We start from the raw sequence: 21,970 nt of genomic DNA on the forward strand, positions 1-21,970 counted from the left end.
GTGAAAATTACAAGATTCTTTGATAGTGTAATATATGATCTATTAATTGGCTACTCTGTATAGATCACAGGGTAGACTTAGTATAATATAGATTATAGTTAAATTTGCAATCCCTTGGTCAAATTATGAGGGATAAGTACCTTGAAGAGGATGTTTGAAAAGTCGGAGAGGTAGTAAAAAAGCTTTTTTGGTATAATCTGTAACTCAATATTACACAGCACACCTGTGAGCAACATGGTGTGTAATTCATTAGACTGGGAAACGCTATATTGACATCTAGCCTTTTACCACTAGTTATAAGCATTGCAACAATGTTAGGATATCGAACATGGGCTGTTTGTGACTTTCGAGTTGTTTTTTTGGAAGATTACAACTCTACTACATCAGTCCTCTATTCATACTCTTTTTTTGACCAAGGTATTGATTTGTAAATCAAATTATCAAGATGAAATATTGGCGTGAAACTATAGCTGTAACTCAGCGCATCTTAATTGAACTGTTACGACGCAGACGCAGCTTAATTTTTTGGAGTATTTTCCCCATCTCCATTTTAATTCTCAATGGATTTATTTTGGCAGAACGGGCAAAATTAACCATGTCTGAAGCTTTGGAAAATGCTGCACCTTCAACGTTGGTAGGTGCTGCACTGTTTTTTAGTTGTTTGGGTGGAAGTGTTGCTACTGTAGTCGCAGAAAGAGAACAGCAAACTCTCAAACGCTTGTTTATTTCTCCGTTAAGTGGTACATCTTATTTTTTGGGAATTTTTCTCGCTCATAGCTGTATTGGTATTGGACAAACTCTTTTAGTGTATACTATTGCTGCTTTTTGGGGTGCTACTTTTCAAGGTTCGATTTTCTTAGGAATGATCATCATTTTATTCAGCATCATTGCTTATGTTGGTTTAGGATTTATTTTAGGTACACAATTAGCTAGACGCATTGAAGATGTTAATGCTTTGGTGGCTGCTTTTGGTGTACCTTTATTAATTTTGGGTGGAGCATTTTTACCAACTTCTTTATTTCCCCAAACTCTGTTAGATATTGCGAGATTTAATCCCATTTATCACATGAATGAAGCTCTTTTAGGAGTGTGGGCTAAGGGGGCAAATTTTCATGATATCATTTTACATTTGTGGTTTTTATTCTGGTTTGCCATGATTATGTTAGCCTGTGGATGGGTATCTTATCAACGAATGTTGATGGTGGAAAGGAAGCTTTAAAGCAATTGATAATTGATAATTGATAATTGATAATTGACAATTGTTTCATTCAAGGCTTCCGCCGTGAGCGTCAGCCGATAGCGTAGCGTGGCGTTAGCCATACGGTTTAAAACCTCCCCTTTGAAGGAAAAAAAAGAAAAAAATCCGCTATGTAATCTATAAGTATATCAAACAACAGATTTAAATTGAAAATATGCTCAGAATTAAAAATTTAAACAAGTCCTACAAAAGCCGAAAAGTGCTGCAAAATTTAACATTCAGTATTCAGCCAGGAGAAGTTTATGGTTTACTCGGTGCAAATGGAGCAGGTAAAACAACAACAATCAATATTATTTGTAATTTACTAAATGCTGATAGTGGTTATATTACAATCAATCATCAACCGATTTCGGAAGCAACAAAAAAATTAATTGGTATTGCCCCTCAAGAAAACCTCTTATATAAAACCCTTTCCTGTGCAGAAAATCTCAAATTTTTCGCTGACATTTACGGTTTAGAACGAGAAAAAAAACAACAACAAATAGAAGCAACTCTCAAATCTGTAAACTTATTAGATAGAGCTAAAAGTCCCGTAGAAACTCTCAGCGGCGGAATGCAAAGACGGTTAAATATTGCTGTTGCTTTAGTACATCAACCCCAGTTAGTCATTCTTGATGAACCCACTACAGGTTTAGATATTGAAGCACGATATGAAATTTGGCAATTAATTCGTAATCTTAAAAATCAAGGAATGACAATTTTATTAACTACCCATTTATTAGATGAAGCAGAAAGACTTTGTAACCGCATTGGTATTTTAAAAGATGGTAAAATCTTAGCAGAGGGTAGTTTATCCGAGTTAAAAACTTTAATTCCCGGACAAGAAATTGTCATGTTACAAACAACACAAGAAGAAGAGGCGATCGCCCTAGCTCAAGAATATAATTTCATACCCCGACGTTATGGTAATGATTTAGCTTTTTTACTCCCAGAACCGTTAGAATTAAAAGAAATCCTTGCTAAATTTGATAGTATACCCATTGATTCTATTTCCCGTCAACCTGTACGCTTAGAGCATATTTATGTAGAAATAACCCAAGAAAAATTGAAAATTGAAAATTGAAAATTGAAAATTGAAAATTAAACCCAATCACCAATTACCAATTACTAATCATGGATATTTTAGAAACACTTAAAGCCGACTATCAAAGATTTCCAGTTAATCAAACTTACAGCATTTATGCAAAGGATGTTTATTTTCAAGATGCTGTATTTAAATTTCGGGGTTTAGAACTTTATAAATGGATGATTAAATTCATTCAAACATTTTTCCTCAACCTAAAAATGGATTTACATAATATTCAACAACAAGAAAACACAATTAAAACCGAGTGGACACTTAGCTGGGATGCTGCATTACCCTGGAAACCAAGGATATCTATTTCTGGTTGGAGTGAACTCCGTCTCAATAATGAAGGTTTAATAATTTCCCACATTGACTATTGGCACTGTTCCCAATTAGATGTACTAAAGCAACACCTATTTTCCAGAAACAAAGGATAATGTAAATAAATGTAAACAAAATTCAGGTAGGACAGAATCATCCATGCGAGTAATTTTAATGACTGGTAAGGGTGGAGTAGGTAAAACCTCCGTCGCAGCAGCAACCGGACTTCGTTGTGCAGAACTCGGTTATAAAACATTAGTTTTAAGTACAGATCCTGCTCACTCCCTAGCAGACAGTTTTGATCTAGAATTAGGACACGACGCAAAACAAGTGCGCCCAAATTTGTGGGGTGCAGAACTCGATGCACTGCAAGAATTAGAAGGAAACTGGGGTGCAGTAAAACGTTATATTACCCAAGTTTTGCAAGCACGGGGTTTAGAAGGAATACAAGCGGAAGAACTGGCAATTTTACCAGGAATGGATGAAATTTTCGGTTTAGTGAGAATGAAACGTCATTATGATGAAGGAGAATTTGACGTTTTAATTATTGATTCTGCCCCCACAGGTACTGCATTACGTCTTCTGAGTTTACCAGAAGTTGGTGGTTGGTATATGCGGCGTTTTTATAAACCTTTTCAAAACATCTCCGTAGCACTTAGACCTCTAGTTGAACCGATTTTTAAACCCATTGCTGGTTTTTCTTTACCAGATAAAGAAGTAATGGATGCACCCTATGAATTTTATGAACAAATAGAAGCACTAGAAAAAGTATTAACTGACAATACACAAACCTCAGTTAGACTTGTCACCAACCCAGAAAAAATGGTGATTAAAGAATCGCTCCGCGCTCATGCTTATCTGAGTTTATATAATGTAGCCACAGATTTAGTTGTAGCTAACCGTATTATTCCCAAAGAAGTTGAAGATCCATTTTTCCAACGTTGGAAAGAAAATCAAGAACAATACCGCCAAGAAATTCATGAAAACTTCCTCCCTTTACCTGTGAAGGAAGTACCATTATTTTCTGAAGAAATGTGTGGTTTAGCTGCATTAGAGAGACTCAAAGAAACTCTCTATAAAGATGAAGATCCAACTCAGGTTTATTACAAAGAAACCACTATTAGAGTTGTGCAGGAAAATAACCAATACAGCTTAGAACTTTATTTACCCAACATTCCTAAAAGCCAGATTCAACTGAGCAAAACCGGGGACGAATTAAACATTACCATTGGTAATCATCGCCGTAACTTAGTTTTACCCCAGGCTTTAGCCGCATTGCAACCAGCAGGGGCAAAAATGGATAATGATTATCTGAAAATCCGCTTTGCTGACGGTGTGAGAGTTTAGGAGATAGTTGATAGTTGATAGTTGATAGTTGATAGTTGATAGTTGATCGGGAAACATAAAATTGATTACCCAGTTACCAGTCACCAGTCACCAGTCACCAGTCACCTGTCACCTGTCACCTGTCACCTGTCACCTGTAACCTGTCACCAGTAACCTGTCACCTATTCCTTAACGATAATTCTGCGGAAGTTCAGCAAAAAATGAATAATCGTTAAGCCCATACCTTGACCGTACTCCCACGGAAGACAAAGTTATCAAAAAACAATTTAAATTTAATTAAAAATAAGAATAGACTATAATTAATGTATGAATGGTTGTATAAAAAATGGTTTCCGTCCCTCCACTAGACCTGCGAACAGGCATGGCTCAAGAAACGTTACTGCGTAGGATTACAAATCGTATCCGTCAGTCCTTGGAACTAGAAGACATTATTACAGCAACCACAGCCGAGGTGCGTTCTTTGTTGGGAACTGACCGAGTAATGATTTATCAATTTCATGATGATGGTAGTGGTGAGGTTATTGCTGAATCTATTTATGAAAATCGTTTACCGTCATTGTTGGGGTTGAATTTTCCTGCTGATGATATTCCTCCTCATGCACGGGAATTATTTATTAAGTCGCGGGTGCGTTCTGTAGTCAATGTAGACTCAAAAGAAATTGGCCAAAGTCCTGTGCGTAACCTAGAAACCGGAGAAATTATTTCTGAGGATCTTCTTTACCGTCCTGTAGATCCATGTCATATAGAATATTTGACAGCTATGGGGGTAAAATCTTCAGTAGTAGCACCAATTATTTATCAAAATCAACTGTGGGGATTATTAACATCTCATCATTCTCAAGCACGTGAAGTAGCAGAATATGAACTAGATGCAATGCAGATGGTAGTTGAGCAAGTATCTGTTGCGATCGCTCAAAGTAATCTTCTCACCCAAGCCCGTGCCAAAGCAGAAAGAGAAGCTATTATTAATCGTATTGCTACACTACTGCATTCACTACCAACAATAGTTTTACAACCAGCTTTAGAAGCTACAGTTGCAGCCTTTAATGGTATTGGTGGTAGATTATGTATTAGACATAATGCCTTTGACTTACAACATAGTCAATTTAAATCTTTAAGAGAATGTTTAATTCCTGGTAGTAATTGTCTCCAGCTTTATGTATGTGGAGAGCAACCAGTTATTCCCAACCCAAATATATATCCATTTTTAGAACAATATAGCGTTTGGCAGGAACATTATAAATCTGGAGAATATGAAATTTGGGCAATTAATGATATTTACCAAGATTCTAATTTAAGAATTATTCAACTAGCATTTAAACCCACAAAAATTCGCAGTATTTTAATGATTCCCCTGCACTATCGGCAAGAATTAGTGGGATATTTAAGCATTTTTCGTAATGAAATAGAAACAGAAACCCTGTGGGCGGGGAAATTTGATCCAGACAATAGACAACTTTATCCCCGGATGTCCTTTGAACTGTGGAGAGAATCAAAAAAAGCACAAGCGCAAAAATGGACAAATGAAGAAATAGAACTAGCTGGAGAAATTCGCAAACACTTTGCTTCAGCGATTCAACAATATGAACTTTATCAACAGGTGCAAAAGTTCAATGAAAATTTAGAAAAACAAGTCCATAAACGGACACTGCAAATGCAAAGAACAGCAGAACAACAACAAGCTGTATTTGGAGTCATCAATAAAATTCGGGAGTCCCTGGATACTGATACTATATTTAAAACTACAACTAAGGAAGTTTGCAAATTAATCAAAGCAGACCGAGTTTCTGTTTATAAATTTACAGAAGATTGGGGTGGAGAATTTGTTGGTGACTTTGAAGCTACTAATCCCAACTGGTTTAATGAAACTAAACTAGGAATTAATACAATTTGGAATGATACTTACTTACAAGATACTCAAGGTGGAAGATACCGCAACAATGAAACCTTTGCAGTAGATGATATCCATAAAATGGGATTTACCCCCTGTCATGTCGATATTTTAGAGCAGTTTCAAATTCACGCTTTTGTATTAGCTCCGATATTTATTAGACAACAACTCTGGGGTTTACTTTGCACCTATCAACATACTGGTCCCCGGCAATGGAAAATTTCAGAAGTTAATTTTATTAGTCAAATAGCCTCACAGTTGGGAGTAGTTATTCAACAAGCTGAATTATTAGTAAAAACTCAGCAGCAAGCGGATCAACTTACACAAACATTGCATGAATTAAAAGCCACTCAAACCCAACTAATTCAAACGGAAAAAATGTCATCTTTAGGACAACTTGTAGCTGGTGTTGCCCATGAAATTAATAACCCAGTTAACTTTATTTCTGGAAATCTCATTCATATCAATGAATATGCTGAAGATTTGCTGAATATGCTAGATATCTATCAGCAGAAATATCCTGAACCCTGCGAAGAAATTATAGAACTAGCAGCAGAACTAGATTTAGAATTTCTCCTAGAAGATTTACCCAAAACCTTATCTTCTATGAAAATAGGGGTAGATAGAATCCGGCAAATTGTCTTATCTTTGCGGAATTTTTCACGTCTTGATGAGGCAGAAATGAAAGAAGTAAATATTCATGAAGGCATTGATAGCACATTATTAATTTTGCAGCATCGTTTAAAAGCCAGACCTGAATCTCCTGGTATTGAAATTATTAAAGAATATGGTGATTTACCATTGGTAGAATGTTTTGCCGGACAACTCAATCAAGTCTTTATGAATGTTTTGAGTAATGCCATTGATGCTTTAGAAATTTACAGAAAACATACAGCAGAAAGTGCCAAAGAAAATCCCAGGTCAGGAAAAATTACTATTTCTACCACTGTAGGAGTAATGAATGACAATGAAAAAAGTGCAGTCATTCAGATTAGAGATAGTGGACCAGGAATGCCAGAAACTATCAGACAAAGAATATTTGATCCATTTTTCACCACTAAACCCATAGGAAAAGGTACAGGTTTAGGTTTATCAATTAGTTATCAAATTGTAGTGGAAAAACACAGCGGAATTTTCAAATGTGATTCTCAATTGGATGTAGGTACACAATTCTGGATTGAAATTCCTATTAAACATATAGTCATTAGTCATTAGTCATTAGTCAGGAGTCAGGAGTCAGGAGTCAGGAGTTATTTATTTTGGATTTTGGATTTTGGATTTTGGATTGTTTTTGTTAACTCCAATCTAAAATCTAAAATCTAAAATCTAAAATTTTTTTCCCCAGTCCCCAGTCCCCAGTCCCCAATTAATTTCTCAATTGTACAGGCATAGCTAAATAAGTCATTTTTAACCCACCTAAAGGAGTAAAAATAACCGGTGTTAAACTTTGATTTAAGTGCATTTGAATTTCTGTAGAAGGTAATTCTTTTAAACCTTCCATGAGATATTTGACATTAAAAGCAATGTCTATATCTTCCCCAGAAATTTGCGCTGGCATTGACTCTGTACCACTGCCTACGTCTTGAGCTTCACAAGATAATGTAATTTCTTGATTTTCATTATCAATGCTGATTTTGACAATATTATTTTTCTGGTCAGCTAATACCGCAATTCTTTCTAAAGTGCTGATAAATTGTTTGCGTTCTAATACTACTTGGCGTTCAAATTGCCGGGGAATTAATTGCCGATAGGCGGGATATTGTCCTTCTAAAGTGCGGCTAGTTAAACGTTGATTTTGCCAAGCAAAGACTATTTGACCTTGATCTAAATATAAGGATACAGCTTCTTCAGAAGAACTATGGGCAAGCATCCTTTGTAATTCTCTTAATGCTCTTGCTGGTACTGTGACTTCTAACTGTTCGCTACCTTCTAAGGGACGCTCGTTAGCGGTTTCCAACACTGCTAAACGGTGTCCATCTGTAGCTGCAAATTCTAGGGTGTCTTGTTTAACGGTTAAATGTAACCCCGTCAGCACTTGCTTAGTTTCGTCGGTGCTAGTAGCAAAAAGAGAACCTTTTAAACCTTCAATTAATGCAGCGGTGGTGAGTTGAATTGATTCCGAACTTTCAATTACAGGTAATTCGGGAAATTCTTCTGCACCCATAGCGCGGACTTGATATTTACCGCTTTTGGGTTTGAGGGTGACTACTATACCTTCTCCGGTGTTGTCTGCTGACTCATCATCTAGGGAAATTTCCCCTTCTGGTAAACGAGAGGTGATATCTAAAAGTAGTTTAGCAGGAAGAGCGATCGCCCCACCTTCAATCACTTCTGCGCTAAAACTGGTACGGATACCCAGACTCAAATCAAACGCTGTTAAACTGACTTGGTTAGTTTCCTCATCTGCTTGTAAGAGTACGTTAGCAAGGATGGGATGAGTTGGTCTCGATGGTACTGCACGACTGACTAGGGAAAGGTTGGTACTGAGATCACTTTGAGAACAAACTAATTTCATAGAGCAGGGAATAGGGAATAGGGAATGGGGAATAGGGTTGAGTTTGAGGAGATATGTTTGTTCTCATCACACTGACAACCGCTATCAATATGGACTTAACAAGCGAAAAACAATGGTAACAAATTTTGGACTGAGGAGATAGGACTGTTCAAAAGCTCTCCCTCTGTGGAAAAGCTGTGGAAAAACTCGCTTAGTTTTCCACAAAGTAATTATACTTAATGTATTTTTCTTACAAAATTATTAAGTTTTCCACAACTTTTTCCCCAAAAGGTAATATTTTTTCCACAATCGCAGTTAAATTTAACAATTTTTTATACTTTGCTTAATATTAGGTGACAGGTGACAGTGAATAGATACCCGACTTATTAAACAAGTCGGGTATCTGGGTATTACGTTTTTTAAGGTTGAGTTACTTACTACTTTTGATAACGAGTATTCATATTAATGCGATCGCTCAACTGTCGTAAGGTTTGCATTAAACTTTTATCAGTTTCCTGAAGTTGGGTAATTTTTTCACAACTATACATCACCGTTGTATGGTCTTTCCCGCCAAATTCCTCCCCAATTCTTGGTAAACTTAATCCTGTATATTGACGCATTAAATACATTCCAATTTGTCTAGCCCAACTAATTTCCCGACGGCGAGAACTACCTTTTAAATCTTCACTAGAAAGATTAAAAAACTCAGCCACCACATTTAAAATAACTTCTGGTGTTGCTTCCGTTTTTTGGCTAGAAGTGCTTAAAACAGGGGTAATACTTTCCACCGTCATAGGTAAACCCCAAATAGAAATATAAGCCAAAGCCCGAATTAACGCCCCTTCCAATTCTCTAATATTAGAAGTATAATTATAAGCAATATATTCAACTACATCTATAGGTAAACGAATATTTTCATATTCAGCTTTTTTCTGTAAAATTGCCATGCGGGTTTCTAAATCCGGCGGTTGAATATCGGCAATTAAACCCATAGAAAACCGCGAACAAAGACGCTCTTGTAAACTCAGAATTTGATAAGGAGGACGATCAGAAGCAATGACAATTTGCTTTCCTGCCTCATGTAAAGTATTAAAAGTATGAAAAAATTCCTCTTGAGTATATTCCTTACCTTCCAAGAATTGAATATCATCAACTAATAAAATATCAGCAGCCCGGTAATGTTCCCGAAAACTCTGCATACTATCATTACGAATTGCAGTAATTAAATCATTAGTAAACTGCTCAGTAGAAACATAAAATATTTTAGAATCAGGATAAATTTCCCAACGATAATTACCAATAGCTTGCATTAAATGGGTTTTTCCCAAGCCCACACCACCGCATAAAAATAAAGGATTAAATTCCCTACCGGGATATTCTGCCACAGCTAAAGAAGCAGCATGAGCCATTCTATTATTAGCGCCAACCACAAATCTAGAAAAAACGTACTTAGAATTTAACTCTGTACTTTTTTGTTGATTTTTGGGAACATTTGATTGAATAGTATTAGCTGCTGGAACTTCCCAATTAACATCTTGTTGATTTAACCCAGAAACTTCATCACCTTGAACAGCAGTAATGTAAATTACTACAGGATAACCTAAAATATCCTGCACCACACGCGCAATAGTATTGATGTAATACTTTTGCAACCAGTTTCTCGCAAATAAATTAGGCGTAGATATAACTAAGCAATTATTTTCTAGCTGTACTGCACTAGCTGTTTTAATCCAAGTTTCAAAGGTAGGACGAGATAACTCTAACTGTAAACGCTCTAACACCTGATGCCACAGATTGTCTAGGGTAAATTCCATCATCTACTACCTTTGCTGCTAATTGCCACAATAGAAGAAGATATGAGCAAACAATTATTGTCCGCATTCAGCTATCAGCAGTCAGAAATCAGCTAAAACTAAGTTGGTGACTGAGTTTTTAGCTTTTTGAATCAAGTAGACTGATACGAAAAGCAATCTGTAATTTAGTCTATCAACGCTGATCATTTATTTATGAATGCTGATAGCTGTTTACTGACGGCTGAATGCTTATTATTTAACTTTAAACTGTAACCATTCTGGTTGAACCCAGGTAGCTAATATCCTACCACCTAGCGACTAACACGGAGAAAAAATAACATCATGAAGACAAATCATTATCATCTAGCTTCCCAAGATATTGATACTAAGGGTTTGATCCAGCACGGAAGACGGAAAATCAGAGGTTGGATGTTAATCACTGGGTTGTCCGCATTATTTCTTAGTAGCTGCTCTAACTTAAATAATAGAATCTTAGAAGCGCAACCAGGGACAAATCAAGTAGAAAAGACTACAAACACAACTGTAGGAATTGTGCCTCCTGCAATTATCGCATCTTCTGGCGACCCTAATTTTGTTGTCAAAGTAGTACAAAAAGTAGGTGGTGCGGTAGTTCGCATTGATTCCGCTAAAACAGTCACATCTCAAATACCAGCAGAATTTTCCGATCCATTTTTCCGCAGATTTTTTGGTGATAGAATACCCCAGCCAAGGGAAAGAGTAGAAAGGGGTAGTGGTTCTGGATTTATTATTAATTCCTCTGGACAAATTTTAACTAATTCTCATGTCGTAGATGGAGCAGATGAAGTTACGGTAACACTCAAAGATGGGCGAACTTTTGAGGGTAAAGTATTAGGAGAAGACCCAGTTACAGATGTGGCAGTCATTCAAATTGATGCTAATAATTTACCAGCTATAGCTTTAGGTAATTCTAATATATTACAACCAGGTGAAGCGGTAATTGCTATTGGTAATCCTTTAGGTTTAAATAATACAGTTACTTCAGGAATTTTGAGTGCTACAGATCGTTCTAGTAGTGATATTGGTGCTAGTGATAAACGAGTAGATTATTTACAAACAGATGCAGCAATTAATCCTGGTAACTCTGGTGGTCCACTACTGAATGCTCGTGGTGAAGTCATAGGAATGAATACAGCGATTATTCAAGGCGCTCAAGGTTTAGGATTTGCAATTCCTATTAATACCGTGCAAAAAATTTCTCAAGAATTAATTAGCAAAGGTAGGGTAGATCATCCTTATTTGGGTGTACAAATGGTGGCGCTGACACCAGAAGTTAAGGAAAGAATAAATACTAGATTTGGGGATAAAGTTTTAGTTGCAGAACAAGGAGTTTTATTAGTGAGAATTGTTCCAGAATCACCAGCAGCCATTGGTGGACTCAGAGCAGGGGATGTAATTCAAAGTATTAATAATCAACCTGTAACTAAAGTGGAAGAAGTGCAAAAATTAGTAGAAAATAGTCAAGTTGGTAGTCCTCTACAGGTTCAAGTAGAACGCAATGGAACAACTGTTCAATTAATAGTTAAACCTGCACCTTTACCCATTAGAGGTGATAGGTAATAGTTGACAGTAATAAGAGTAGGGGTAATTCATGAATTACCCCTACACAAGAATCAAGTTTTTAGTTCTATTTTACAGGAGTTTGCAAAATGACCGATAAATCATCAATTATTCAATTAGGTAATCCTAAATTACGTGAAAAAGCAGCTTGGGTGGAAAATATTCAAGATGAGAAAATTCAAAAATTAATTGATGATTTAATAGCTACAGTTGCTCAAGCTAATGGTGTGGGAATTGCTGCACCACAGGTAGCTGAATCACTACGTTTATTAATTGTTGCTTCTCGTCCAAATGCCAGATATCCAGATGCACCAGAAATGCAACCAACAGCAATGATTAATCCGCAAATTATTAGTCATTCAACCGAGGTTGTCAAAGGTTGGGAAGGTTGTTTAAGTGTTCCCGGAATTAGGGGTTTAGTTCCCAGATATCAAACAATTGAAATTGAATATACTGATAGAAATGGAAATTTACAACAACAATAATTAACGGATTTTGTGGCGCGAATTTTTCAACATGAGTATGATCATTTAGAGGGAATGGTGTTTTTAGACAGAGTAGAATCTACTGAAGAATTAATGACTGAAACTGAATATCAACAGAGGATAGTTAAAGCAGAGAAGAGTTGATAATTTTCCATGAATTTAATAAAAATCCCCGATATTCTCTTTGAAAAAATCGTAAGCATTCAGGAATAGAGTGATCAGATCCCCGACTTCTTTTATGAGCTTGTCCATAAATTGTGAATTGATTGCAGAAGTCGTGGATCTCGGTATCAACAAGTGCTATTGTGGAATACTTATAAACAATCAATAAATGATTTATCTTTGTGAAGAATCGGGGATATAATTTACCTTAATTTTATCAACAAATTATCAACAAATTATCAACAACTATTTTCTAAATCTACAGGACTTACGCAAAAGGGAAAGAAAGTAGGGGTAATTCATGAATTACCCCTACGCAAGAATAAGGTTTTCAGTCACATCTTGCGTAAGTCCTATCTAGATATAGCTGGGAAAATTGGTTATGGATAAAGCGTGTCATTTTTCTGATTTTTACCAAGATTGTGATAAATTATGCCCCGAAATCAACGCCAAATACAAGCCCTACTACATAAGGTTGAGTTTGAATTATAAAAAACCTCTACCAGTAGTAAGAGGAAATAATGACTAAAATTAGAGTAAATTAAAAGGCTTATTGAAGATTCTCTAATTTATAGGAGGTTGATTGAATATGCCAAAAATTACTGATTTTGTAGAAGATGCCGGCGCTCCTGGAATTATCGTCGGAATTGGTGCTGTTTTACTTGCACCTGTGGTCATTCCTGTTGTTGCTGGAGTGGGTAAACCCATAGTTAAATCAATAGTTAAAGGTGGTATTGTTGCTTACCAAAAAAGCAAGGGAGTTTTTGCTGAATTGGGTGAAACTTGGGAAGATATCGTCGCTGAAGCTAGAGCAGAAATAGCAGAAGAACAACACACACTAGCATTTGAAACTGCTTCGGAAAATCAACATAATTCCTAATAATTCGTAATTCGTAATTCGTAATTGAATTATGAAGTAAGAATTCAGGAGTCAGGAGTCGTAGGGGCGAAGCATTCGGAAAATAACCTGTGATAAAAATTAATAATTGTTCGCCCGAATGCTGATGCTTCCAGCACGCTTCGCGAACGCCCGTACAGGAGTCAGGAGTCAGGAGTCAGGAGTCAGGAGTCAGGAGTCAGGAGTCAGAAGTCAGAAGTCAGAAGTTGTTCTTTTAGATTTTGGATGCAAAGATTTTGAATTGTATTGATAAACTCTAATCTAAAATCTAAAATCTAAAATCTAAAATTTTCCTCCTCATCTACCTGTTCCCTATTCCCTGACTCTGATAAAAATTTATAAATCAAGTTGGATGCTATATGTTAAAAATTACAGATAAAGCAAATTTAAATAAATCCTTTAATCCCATTGCTACAAAAATTGTCAGTGATACTCCAGGAAGACTCAGGTTAAGAGTTGCACCGAAAAACCGTAAAGTTGAGAAAATGCAACATATCGCCAATTTTTTAACAGCACAACCTCACATTAGTCAGGTGAGAACTAATATTCATCATGGTAGTATTTTGATTCATCATGATCATCAAACTGGTACTTTATCAGAAATTTTGGAAACACTGAAAGATATAGGCATAATTTTTACAGATATTACCCAAGGTCAAACTGAAGCAGCATCGGGAATATCTCATGCAGTGATTGATTTAAACCAACGAGTTGAACGTGCTACAAATGGTATTGTAGATTTGCGTTTTCTGTTTCCCTTGGGACTTGGTACTTTAGCAGTAAGACAGTTAATAATTAAGGGTTTACAATTAGAAGTAATCCCTTGGTATGTTTTAGCTTGGTACGCTTTTGATAGTTTCTTGAAATTCAATACAGGTGACAGGTGACAGATTTGAAAATCTTTTGATGTCGAAATTTTATCGTTAATTAGTTGACTAACTGTTCCCTGTTCCCTGTTCCCTGTTCCCTTTCATGAGCAAAAATGCTGAAATTTGGCGCTGTAAAAGTTTATCCTGAATCTTAGCACCTTTGCCAACAGAAATTATGAAAAAGCTGATTAATCAACCAGAAGCATTTGTTAGGGAAAGTTTAGCAGGTATGGCTGCTGCTCATACTGGTTTAATTAAGGTAAATTTTGAGCCAACTTTTGTTTATCGAGCAGATGCACCTGTAAAGGGTAAGGTAGCAATTATTTCCGGTGGTGGTAGTGGACATGAACCAATGCACGCGGGTTTTGTGGGGATGGGAATGCTTGATGCTGCTTGTCCTGGAGAGGTTTTCACGTCTCCCACTCCTGATCAAATGTTAGCCGCCGCACAGCAGGTTGATGGGGGTGCGGGTATTATTTATATTGTGAAAAATTACAGTGGCGATGTAATGAATTTTGAAATGGCTACGGAGTTAGCCAGAAGTGAGGGTATCCGTACATTAAATATTATTATTGATGATGATGTGGCAGTGAAGGATAGTTTATATACCCAAGGAAGAAGGGGTGTGGGAACAACGGTACTGGCAGAAAAAATTTGTGGTGCAGCGGCAGAAAAAAGCTATGATTTACAGCAGATAGCTGATTTGTGTAAAAAAGTAAATCTGCATGGTCGTAGTGTGGGGGTAGCGTTAAGTTCTTGTACAGTTCCGGCTAAGGGTACACCAACTTTTGCTTTGGGGGATGATGAGATAGAATTAGGTATTGGCATTCATGGAGAACCAGGAAGAGAACGGGTTTCTATGATGTCAGGGGATGAAATTACGGAGATTTTATGGCGATCGCTCTTTGATGATACTGCCTATTGTCGCACGGTGCGGGAATGGGACGAAACCAAGGAAGAATGGCAGGATGTGGAACTATTAAATAAACCGTTGCAAAAAGGCGATCGCCTCTTAGCTTTTGTTAATAGTATGGGTGGGACTCCGATTTCTGAACTTTATCTTGTCTACCGCAAACTAGCAGAACTTTGTCAGATGGAAGGACTGGAAATAGTGCGTAATCTAATTGGACCCTACATGACATCATTAGAAATGCAAGGTTGTTCCATCACGCTGCTGAAGTTAGACGAGGAAATGTTACAGCTATGGGATGCACCAGTTAAAACCGCAAGTTTACGCTGGGGAGTTTGAAATGGTTACTCAGGTGCAAATTTTTCAATGGTTATATGTATTTGCTTCTGTTATTGAGAAACATAAAGAAGAATTGACGGAATTAGATGCAGCCATTGGTGATGCTGATCATGGTATCAATATGGATAGAGGTTTTAAAAAGATCAGCACTATCTTACCGAGTATTGAAGGGAAGGACATCAGCAGTATTTTGAAAACTGTCAGCATGACTTTAATATCTAGTGTGGGGGGTGCAAGTGGTCCTTTATATGGAACGTGGTTTTTAAGAGCGAGTGCTGTAACTGCGGGTAAGCAAGAATTAAGTGAAAAAGATATGTTGAATTTACTCCAATCTGGCTTAAATGGAGTTGTTGAACGAGGTAAGGCGCAATTAGGAGATAAGACTATGGTAGATGTGCTGTATCCCGCCGTGACTTCTTTTGAAAAAGCTGTAAATGAAGGTAAGGGTAGTGTGGAAGCTTTGCGGATGGCTGTAACTGCGGCGGAACAAGGGTTAAAGGATACTATACCGATGTTAGCAAAGAAAGGCAGAGCAAGTTATTTAGGCGATCGCAGTATCGGACATCAAGATCCGGGAGGAACTTCTGCTTATTGGATGTTGCGGAGTTTGTTGGAAGTGGTGGAAGGTTCGAGGGCGAAAAAATAATGAGTGCCATTATTGGCATTTTTCTCTTGACCTTTAAAATATATATGCTATGATAATAATCGCTTTGGTTAAGGACGTATAGCTCAGTTGGTTAGAGTACATCGTTGACATCGATGGGGTCACTGGTTCGAATCCAGTTACGTCCATGTTTTTTATTTTACTGTAATTATATCTGCCCTTTGCTAGTGTTGATGAACAATACTAATGTATTCTTGAATCAATCAATGTCATGACCATGTAATGGTTAAAATATAAAATTCTATTTTCATGCAGCTTAAATCACACAATGTCACAGTCTGGACTACTTGAACTAGCACATCAAAAGCTTCACTGGCCGACTCCAAAAGAAATTTTGGAGCCATCTGGTGCTGGTCCAAGTGTTTATGCACGAATCGCTAGAGAAAAATTAGGTAGAACTATCAGCAAACTTTCAGATGGTCATGGTGTGCTAATAGGAGTGCTGGCGGCAAATTCTCAAGGGAATTCAACAGAAACACCCATTGCTTTAGTGTGCGATTTTCCAGGAGAAGTATCAGAGGAAACATTAAAGAAAACTTATAGACTTGCTTGGAGTTTTTCTCGTACACCGTCACTCATTACAACAGAACCTAACCGATTAAGAATTTGGACGTGCTATGAAGAGCCTCCAAAAGAAGATGATATTATCAAGCCTGTAGTTAATGTTTCTAAACAGGAAATTGAGTCATTTAATCAGTTATCTCTTTCCGATCAAGCTGCTGAAACTTTGCGTTTACACTGGGCTGATCTAGTATCCGGTCAATTTTTCCAAGAACATAGTCAGCGATTTCAACGTAGTCAAGCTGCTGACCAAATGTTATTGAAAAATCTAAAAAGTGTACGTGAAAGACTTCAACAAAATGAACTTGATGATGATACTATTCATGATTTATTAGCAAGAATTATTTTCATTCAATTCCTTTTTGATCGTCAAGAATCTAAAGGTAATCCCACTTTAAACACAAATTTACTAGATTATTTATATCAAATTGGAGAATTATCGGCTAAATACTCTCATTTAGCTGGCATATTAAGAAATCATAGAGATACTTATAAATTTTTTCGTTGGCTTAATAGAAAGTTTAATGGTGATTTATTCCCAGGTAAAGGAAATACTCCAGAAGAAAGAGAAATTGAATGGCAAACAGAAGAACAAAAAGTTAAAGAAGATCACCTAAATATACTTGCTTATTTTGTCAGTGGTAATGTACACATGAAAACTGGACAAGTAAGCCTATGGCCATACTATCATTTTGATGTTATACCTTTAGATTTTATTAGCAGTATATATGAAGAATTTGTCAGTAAAGAATCTGGCACAGGAGTTCATTACACACCAGAACATATAGTTGATTTTGTACTAGATGGTGTTTTACCTTGGGATAGTGAAGAATGGGATATGAAGATTCTTGATCCTGCTTGTGGTTCAGGAATTTTTATAGTTAAAGCATTCCAACGTTTAATTTATAGATGGGAAAAAGCTCATCGAAAAATAATTCAACCAAGTGATTTAAAAAATTTACTACAAAACAATTTATTTGGTGTTGATGTAGATGCTCAAGCTGTAAGAGTGGCATCTTTTAGTCTGTATTTAACCATGCTAGATAAAGTTGAACCTCAATATTATTGGGAGAATGAGTTTCGCTTTCCTAGATTACGTGAACGTCAATTAATTGCTGCTGATTTTTTTCAAGAAGATAAAGAAGGTTTTCGTTCTGTTCAGGATGCTGGTAAATATGATTTAGTCGTAGGTAATGCACCTTGGGGTAAAAATACTATAAAAGAATCTCTATATATAGATTCTTGGAAGAATAGACCAGAAAATCGCCAATGGAATACCTCTTATGGTAATATTGCTCTTTTCTTTTTACCAAAAGCTGCTGCTTTAACCAAACCTGGTGGACAAGTAGCAATGATGCAACCTGCAATGGCTTTGATTTTTAATCAAAATAAACCTGCTAAGAGCTTCCGTAACACTCTCTTTTCAGAGTTCAAGATTGAAGAGATAGTTAATTTATCTGCATTACGTTTTGGACTTTTCAAAGATGCTATTTCTCCAGCTTGTATTATCACAATGTCAATTACACCTCCTGATGGTGAACCTTTGACATACATTTGTCCCAAGCCAGTAATGCCTAATCAAGATGACTATCATATAGTAATTGAACCATACGATATTAATGTAATTTACCCCCAAGAGGCGATATCAAATCCATTAGTTTGGACAGCTTTAATGTGGGGAGGGAGACGTGATTTATCCTTAGTCAGAAGATTAAATCAAGAATCAAGTCTTGAAAAACTTAAATCTAATGGTATTGCTAAAACTCGTCAAGGTGTGCCAAAAGGTGATAGGAAAAAATTGGAAAACAATCTAATAAATAAACGAATTTTGAAATCAACCAAATTTATTAACCAAAGTTTTATCTACCTAAATGCTCAAAAACTTCCTATAAATGATGATCCATACATTGACTCTGGTACAGGATTGAGTAGTCTATCTGCGTTTCAACTGCCACAAATGATTTTAAAGCTCAGTTGGCAGAAAAAAAGTGGTAGATTCCGTTCAGTAATAATTAGTCCTGATAATACAAATCAAGGAATTATTTGCTCTGAAAGTTATGTGAGCATACATATTCCTGAAAGTCATATTTCACAATTGAATGCTGCTTGTCTAGCATACAATAGTAAGTTAGCTGTCTATTATCTACTACTTTCTAGTGGTCGTTTTGCCTCTTATATCCCAGAAGTTAATGTAAATGATTTACTGCGTGTCCCAATACCTGAATTATCAGTAGGAGATTTGCAGAACATAAAAACAATTGATGATATAGATGAGCGTATACGACAAGCTTTTGAATTCAAAGATAGTGAATGGGTGCTAATTAATGATTTATTCAACTACACTCTACCAGACTTTAAAGGAGATGGTGCTTCTCCAGGACGCAAAATAACTCACCGTGTAGATAATAGTCAATCTCAGAATAATACTGAACCTGAACTTACTGCATATTGTGAGTATTTCTTGCGAGTTCTTAAAGCAGGATTTGGACAAAATAAACAAGTTTGCGCCACCATTTTTCAGGAACAAAATAACAATATTTTTCCTGTTCGCTTAGTCGCAATTTATCTGAATAGACCTGATTGTTATGGTGTACACATTGAACCTATTGACTCCCCTAATTTAATAGAAATATTGGAGAAATTAAATAAATCATATTTGAAAACAGGAAGTATAGAAAATGGTGACATCTTTTATCAGCGTGTTGCCAAAATTTATGATTCAGTAGAATTGAATGGAGTAAAAATTCCTACTATTTATTTAATCAAACCTGACAAAATTCGTTATTGGACTCGCTCTATGGCTTTAAGAGATGCTGATGAAGTAGCCGCAGATATTATGACTTAGATATTAGATATATATCAAATGAACTAAATTCAAACACAAAATATTAGTAGTACAGGAGTTAAATTTTGGTTAGAAGACGGCAGACAATTTCAGAATTAAGATGGCCAGAGACAGATGAATTCATGGCAATTTCTAAGGATTGGTGTGAAACAGCATCAATCAATATACTTACTTTCGTATGGAAAGGATATGATTTATTACTAAAGGAGGTACTCTCAGAAATTGATTGTAGTCAAGCTGAAGATGATATTGAAAGAGATATTACTCAACTGCTTGAGCCAGAAATTCACAGCGTTATGACAGGGGATGAGCCATATTATGTTCAACATGGTTCTTATGAAAGGGAAACTCGTCAAGTTGCACCAGCACAACCAAAAGAGTATGACATTGCATTTATTCTTAGGGCTAATAGAAGGATTATATGGCCTTTAGAAGCTAAAGTTTTGAAAACAGATGGCGCAGTTGGTGAATATGTAAAAGAGATAAATGACAATTTTGTAACTTGCCTGTATGCACCCTTTTCTTATGAAGGAGGAATGCTGGGTTATCTTTTTTCTGGTGATCCTGACAAAGCTTTTACCAATATTGCAAAAAAAGTACCATGTACATTAAATGATCATCCAGATTTTCCAGATCGTGATCACAAAACCTCGGATCACCAGCGAATAGTTCCTCCAGAAAAATCATATCCGATTGATTTTAGATGTCACCATTTACTATTCAAAATAATTGCTACGCCTACTAATAGTATATCTTCAGTTGAATAAATTTAAAACCTAGTCACGAGTTTTCAGTGATAATCTAGAACCACGCCAACCACGACTTCTAACATTGGCTTTTTGCTCTTGTGCTTCGATAATAGGTTGTAGAACTCGATAAACCTCGTTATCATTGGGTTGATCATCTTGTATTTCCAGCATATATGTCTTTTACAAACATAGTTGTATTGTACTGTATCGGAGGACAATTAATTTGTCAAGTCTGGCAAAAGTTGGAAAAATGGGGATTTTCAATATAGGACAATTAATTTGTCAAATATCTAAATTCGGACAGTTATTTTGTCAATTAATGTTGAAGGGGCTAAATATAGGTTAAAATAACAAAACCCTTACACAGTAAGGGTTTAGGAGTTAATATTTTTGTGGACATTAATTTGTCAAGTGGTCAAATAATTTCGCACTCAACCCCCACCATGAACAAAATCATATTTCACCTCGCCTTCCCTGTCACCAACATCCCCCAAACCAAAGCCTTTTATGTCGACGGTTTAGGCTGCATCCCCGGAAGAGAAAACCCCCACGCTTTAATTCTCAACCTTTACGGACATCAATTAGTTGCCCACATCACCAAAGAACCTTTAACACCTCAAAAAGGCATTTATCCCCGACATTTCGGTTTAATTTTCACCCAAGAAAAAGACTGGCAACAATTACTAGAAACAGCCAAAATTAAACAACTGAATTTTCGAGAAGAACCCAAAAACCGTTTTGTTGGTTCTCCTCTAGAACATCACACTTTCTTTTTAGAAGATCCTTTTTATAACTTAATGGAATTTAAATACTATCGTTATCCATCAGCAATTTTTGGCAGTTCTGAATATACAGAAATTGGTGATAGGTAATTGGTAATTTGGTGACTGGTGACTGGTGACTGGTGACTGGGAGGATGAATAACCCAATGCCCAATGACTAATAACTAATGACTAATAACTAATAACTAATAATTAATTGGTTCATCTAATGCTGCTGCTACTACTTTAAAAGTCCTTTTATCTGTTAACATCCAAGGATGCAGGGCAACGGGTAAAATAACTTCTTTACCAACAGATATTCTTGAACTTTCCGCAGGTAAAATCATTAAATCATAAGGTGTCCAAATAGATGTAAAATTTAACTTATTCAACATTTCTACATCAGAATTTAAATCATTTAAAAAATCACTATTAGGTTGCATTTGTAAAGCACCCTTTAACCAAGTTAAATATGCAATATTTGTTCCCCGATGGGGTGAGGAAATGGTAATAAACCTCTTTACCTTTTCTATTCCTCCCAATCTTTGAATATAATAACGGCTGACTATTCCCCCCATACTAAAACCCACTATATCTAATGGTTGTTCTGGTGCAAAGTTCATGTTTACATAATCTGCTACTTGCTGTGCTAAATTATCTAAAAGCTCAGAACCGTTATTAGGAATTAAATCAAGTGTACAAACTACCATACCTTGCTTTCCCAGGTAACGCGCCATTTTGTTGAAAACCGCCCCAGTATCATTAATTCCGTGTACCAATAAAACAGGATTACGCTTGTTTGCTTTATCATTCATAGTAATACTTTTGAAATAGGTTTGTAAAAAATTGTCAGTATTCATCAAATCTGATTTGAGTTATTTCTGTAGAAAATATAACCAAGTATCAGAGCTATCAACCCAGAGGCTATGACAGTTTTTGCAATTAACCAATGTTGTTA

At 36.2% G+C, this 21,970-nt stretch carries 18 protein-coding genes, 1 tRNA gene and 1 pseudogene; 16 read left to right on the forward strand and 4 right to left on the reverse strand.

The genetic code is table 11. The features are described 5' to 3' along the window. The first annotated feature begins 445 nt into the window (after positions 1-445). From H6F45_RS00565 to H6F45_RS00585, 5 genes are all read left to right on the forward strand, one after another. Positions 446-1,219, forward strand: a complete 774-nt coding sequence (locus H6F45_RS00565) for an ABC transporter permease (protein WP_190346177.1) — start codon at positions 446-448, stop codon at positions 1,217-1,219. 193 nt (positions 1,220-1,412) lie between these two features. Continuing rightward, complete coding sequence (locus H6F45_RS00570; RefSeq protein WP_137666830.1) at positions 1,413-2,321, forward strand: ABC transporter ATP-binding protein; 909 nt, start codon at positions 1,413-1,415, stop codon at positions 2,319-2,321. Positions 2,322-2,371: 50 nt separating this feature from the next. Then, on the forward strand, positions 2,372-2,761 hold the full coding sequence (locus H6F45_RS00575) for a DUF2358 domain-containing protein (RefSeq protein WP_096571581.1): 390 nt from the start codon (positions 2,372-2,374) through the stop codon (positions 2,759-2,761). Positions 2,762-2,804: 43 nt separating this feature from the next. Beyond that, a complete protein-coding gene (locus H6F45_RS00580) occupies positions 2,805-3,992 on the forward strand; it encodes a TRC40/GET3/ArsA family transport-energizing ATPase (protein ID WP_096571579.1) in 1,188 nt (395 codons plus the stop codon). Positions 3,993-4,317: 325 nt separating this feature from the next. Then, a complete protein-coding gene (locus H6F45_RS00585; RefSeq protein ID WP_242052537.1) occupies positions 4,318-7,098 on the forward strand; it encodes a GAF domain-containing protein in 2,781 nt (926 codons plus the stop codon). Between the two features lie 151 nt (positions 7,099-7,249). On the opposite strand, the gene dnaN is transcribed toward H6F45_RS00585, so the two are convergent. Together dnaN and dnaA are read right to left on the reverse strand one after the other, a co-directional pair. Beyond that, on the reverse strand, positions 7,250-8,398 hold the full coding sequence (dnaN, locus tag H6F45_RS00590) for a DNA polymerase III subunit beta (protein ID WP_096571574.1): 1,149 nt from the start codon (positions 8,396-8,398) through the stop codon (positions 7,250-7,252). Between the two features lie 416 nt (positions 8,399-8,814). Beyond that, the gene (gene dnaA / locus H6F45_RS00595; protein WP_096572816.1) at positions 8,815-10,191 is read right to left on the reverse strand and encodes a chromosomal replication initiator protein DnaA; all 1,377 of its coding nucleotides are present in this window, start codon (positions 10,189-10,191) and stop codon (positions 8,815-8,817) included. A 321-nt stretch (positions 10,192-10,512) separates the two neighbouring features. On the opposite strand from dnaA, the gene H6F45_RS00600 reads away from it, so the two are divergent. The 10 genes and pseudogenes from H6F45_RS00600 (at position 10,513) to H6F45_RS00645 (ending at position 20,269) form a co-directional block, all read left to right on the forward strand. Then, positions 10,513-11,769: an HhoA/HhoB/HtrA family serine endopeptidase gene (locus tag H6F45_RS00600; protein ID WP_190346178.1), complete on the forward strand. Its 1,257-nt coding sequence runs from the start codon at positions 10,513-10,515 to the stop codon at positions 11,767-11,769. Between the two features lie 89 nt (positions 11,770-11,858). Then, positions 11,859-12,398: pseudogene (def, locus tag H6F45_RS00605) on the forward strand (peptide deformylase). A 607-nt stretch (positions 12,399-13,005) separates the two neighbouring features. Further along, entirely contained in the window at positions 13,006-13,296 is a 291-nt protein-coding gene (locus H6F45_RS00610) for a DUF5132 domain-containing protein (protein ID WP_096571568.1), read from the forward strand. Between the two features lie 118 nt (positions 13,297-13,414). Then, positions 13,415-13,564 (forward strand): hypothetical protein, encoded by a 150-nt coding sequence (locus H6F45_RS00615; protein ID WP_190346179.1) that lies wholly within the window; start codon positions 13,415-13,417, stop codon positions 13,562-13,564. A gap of 109 nt (positions 13,565-13,673) precedes the next feature. Next, complete coding sequence (locus H6F45_RS00620; RefSeq protein WP_190346180.1) at positions 13,674-14,201, forward strand: HMA2 domain-containing protein; 528 nt, start codon at positions 13,674-13,676, stop codon at positions 14,199-14,201. 157 nt (positions 14,202-14,358) lie between these two features. After that, positions 14,359-15,432 carry a dihydroxyacetone kinase subunit DhaK gene (gene dhaK, locus H6F45_RS00625; RefSeq protein ID WP_137666835.1) on the forward strand — a complete coding sequence of 358 codons (1,074 nt, stop codon included), beginning with the start codon at positions 14,359-14,361 and terminating at the stop codon, positions 15,430-15,432. A gap of 1 nt (position 15,433) precedes the next feature. Beyond that, positions 15,434-16,078, forward strand: a complete 645-nt coding sequence (dhaL, locus tag H6F45_RS00630; RefSeq protein ID WP_190346249.1) for a dihydroxyacetone kinase subunit DhaL — start codon at positions 15,434-15,436, stop codon at positions 16,076-16,078. A 72-nt stretch (positions 16,079-16,150) separates the two neighbouring features. Beyond that, positions 16,151-16,224, forward strand: a tRNA-Val gene (locus tag H6F45_RS00635). Between the two features lie 140 nt (positions 16,225-16,364). Next, positions 16,365-19,502, forward strand: a complete 3,138-nt coding sequence (locus H6F45_RS00640; protein WP_190346181.1) for an N-6 DNA methylase — start codon at positions 16,365-16,367, stop codon at positions 19,500-19,502. A gap of 65 nt (positions 19,503-19,567) precedes the next feature. Further along, a complete protein-coding gene (locus H6F45_RS00645; protein ID WP_137666837.1) occupies positions 19,568-20,269 on the forward strand; it encodes a hypothetical protein in 702 nt (233 codons plus the stop codon). A 9-nt stretch (positions 20,270-20,278) separates the two neighbouring features. Here H6F45_RS00645 and H6F45_RS00650 read toward each other — a convergent pair whose 3' ends face one another. Further along, positions 20,279-20,422, reverse strand: a complete 144-nt coding sequence (locus tag H6F45_RS00650; RefSeq protein ID WP_236104016.1) for a hypothetical protein — start codon at positions 20,420-20,422, stop codon at positions 20,279-20,281. A 272-nt stretch (positions 20,423-20,694) separates the two neighbouring features. Between H6F45_RS00650 and H6F45_RS00655 the strand changes: the two genes are divergently transcribed. After that, a complete protein-coding gene (locus H6F45_RS00655) occupies positions 20,695-21,123 on the forward strand; it encodes a VOC family protein (protein WP_190346182.1) in 429 nt (142 codons plus the stop codon). Positions 21,124-21,218: 95 nt separating this feature from the next. On the opposite strand, the gene H6F45_RS00660 is transcribed toward H6F45_RS00655, so the two are convergent. Further along, entirely contained in the window at positions 21,219-21,827 is a 609-nt protein-coding gene (locus H6F45_RS00660) for an alpha/beta fold hydrolase (protein WP_137666839.1), read from the reverse strand. Positions 21,828-21,970 lie beyond the last annotated feature (143 nt).

It is taken from the genome of Sphaerospermopsis sp. FACHB-1194 (genome assembly GCF_014696235.1).
GTDB classification, from domain to species: Bacteria; Cyanobacteriota; Cyanobacteriia; order Cyanobacteriales; family Nostocaceae; genus Sphaerospermopsis; species Sphaerospermopsis kisseleviana.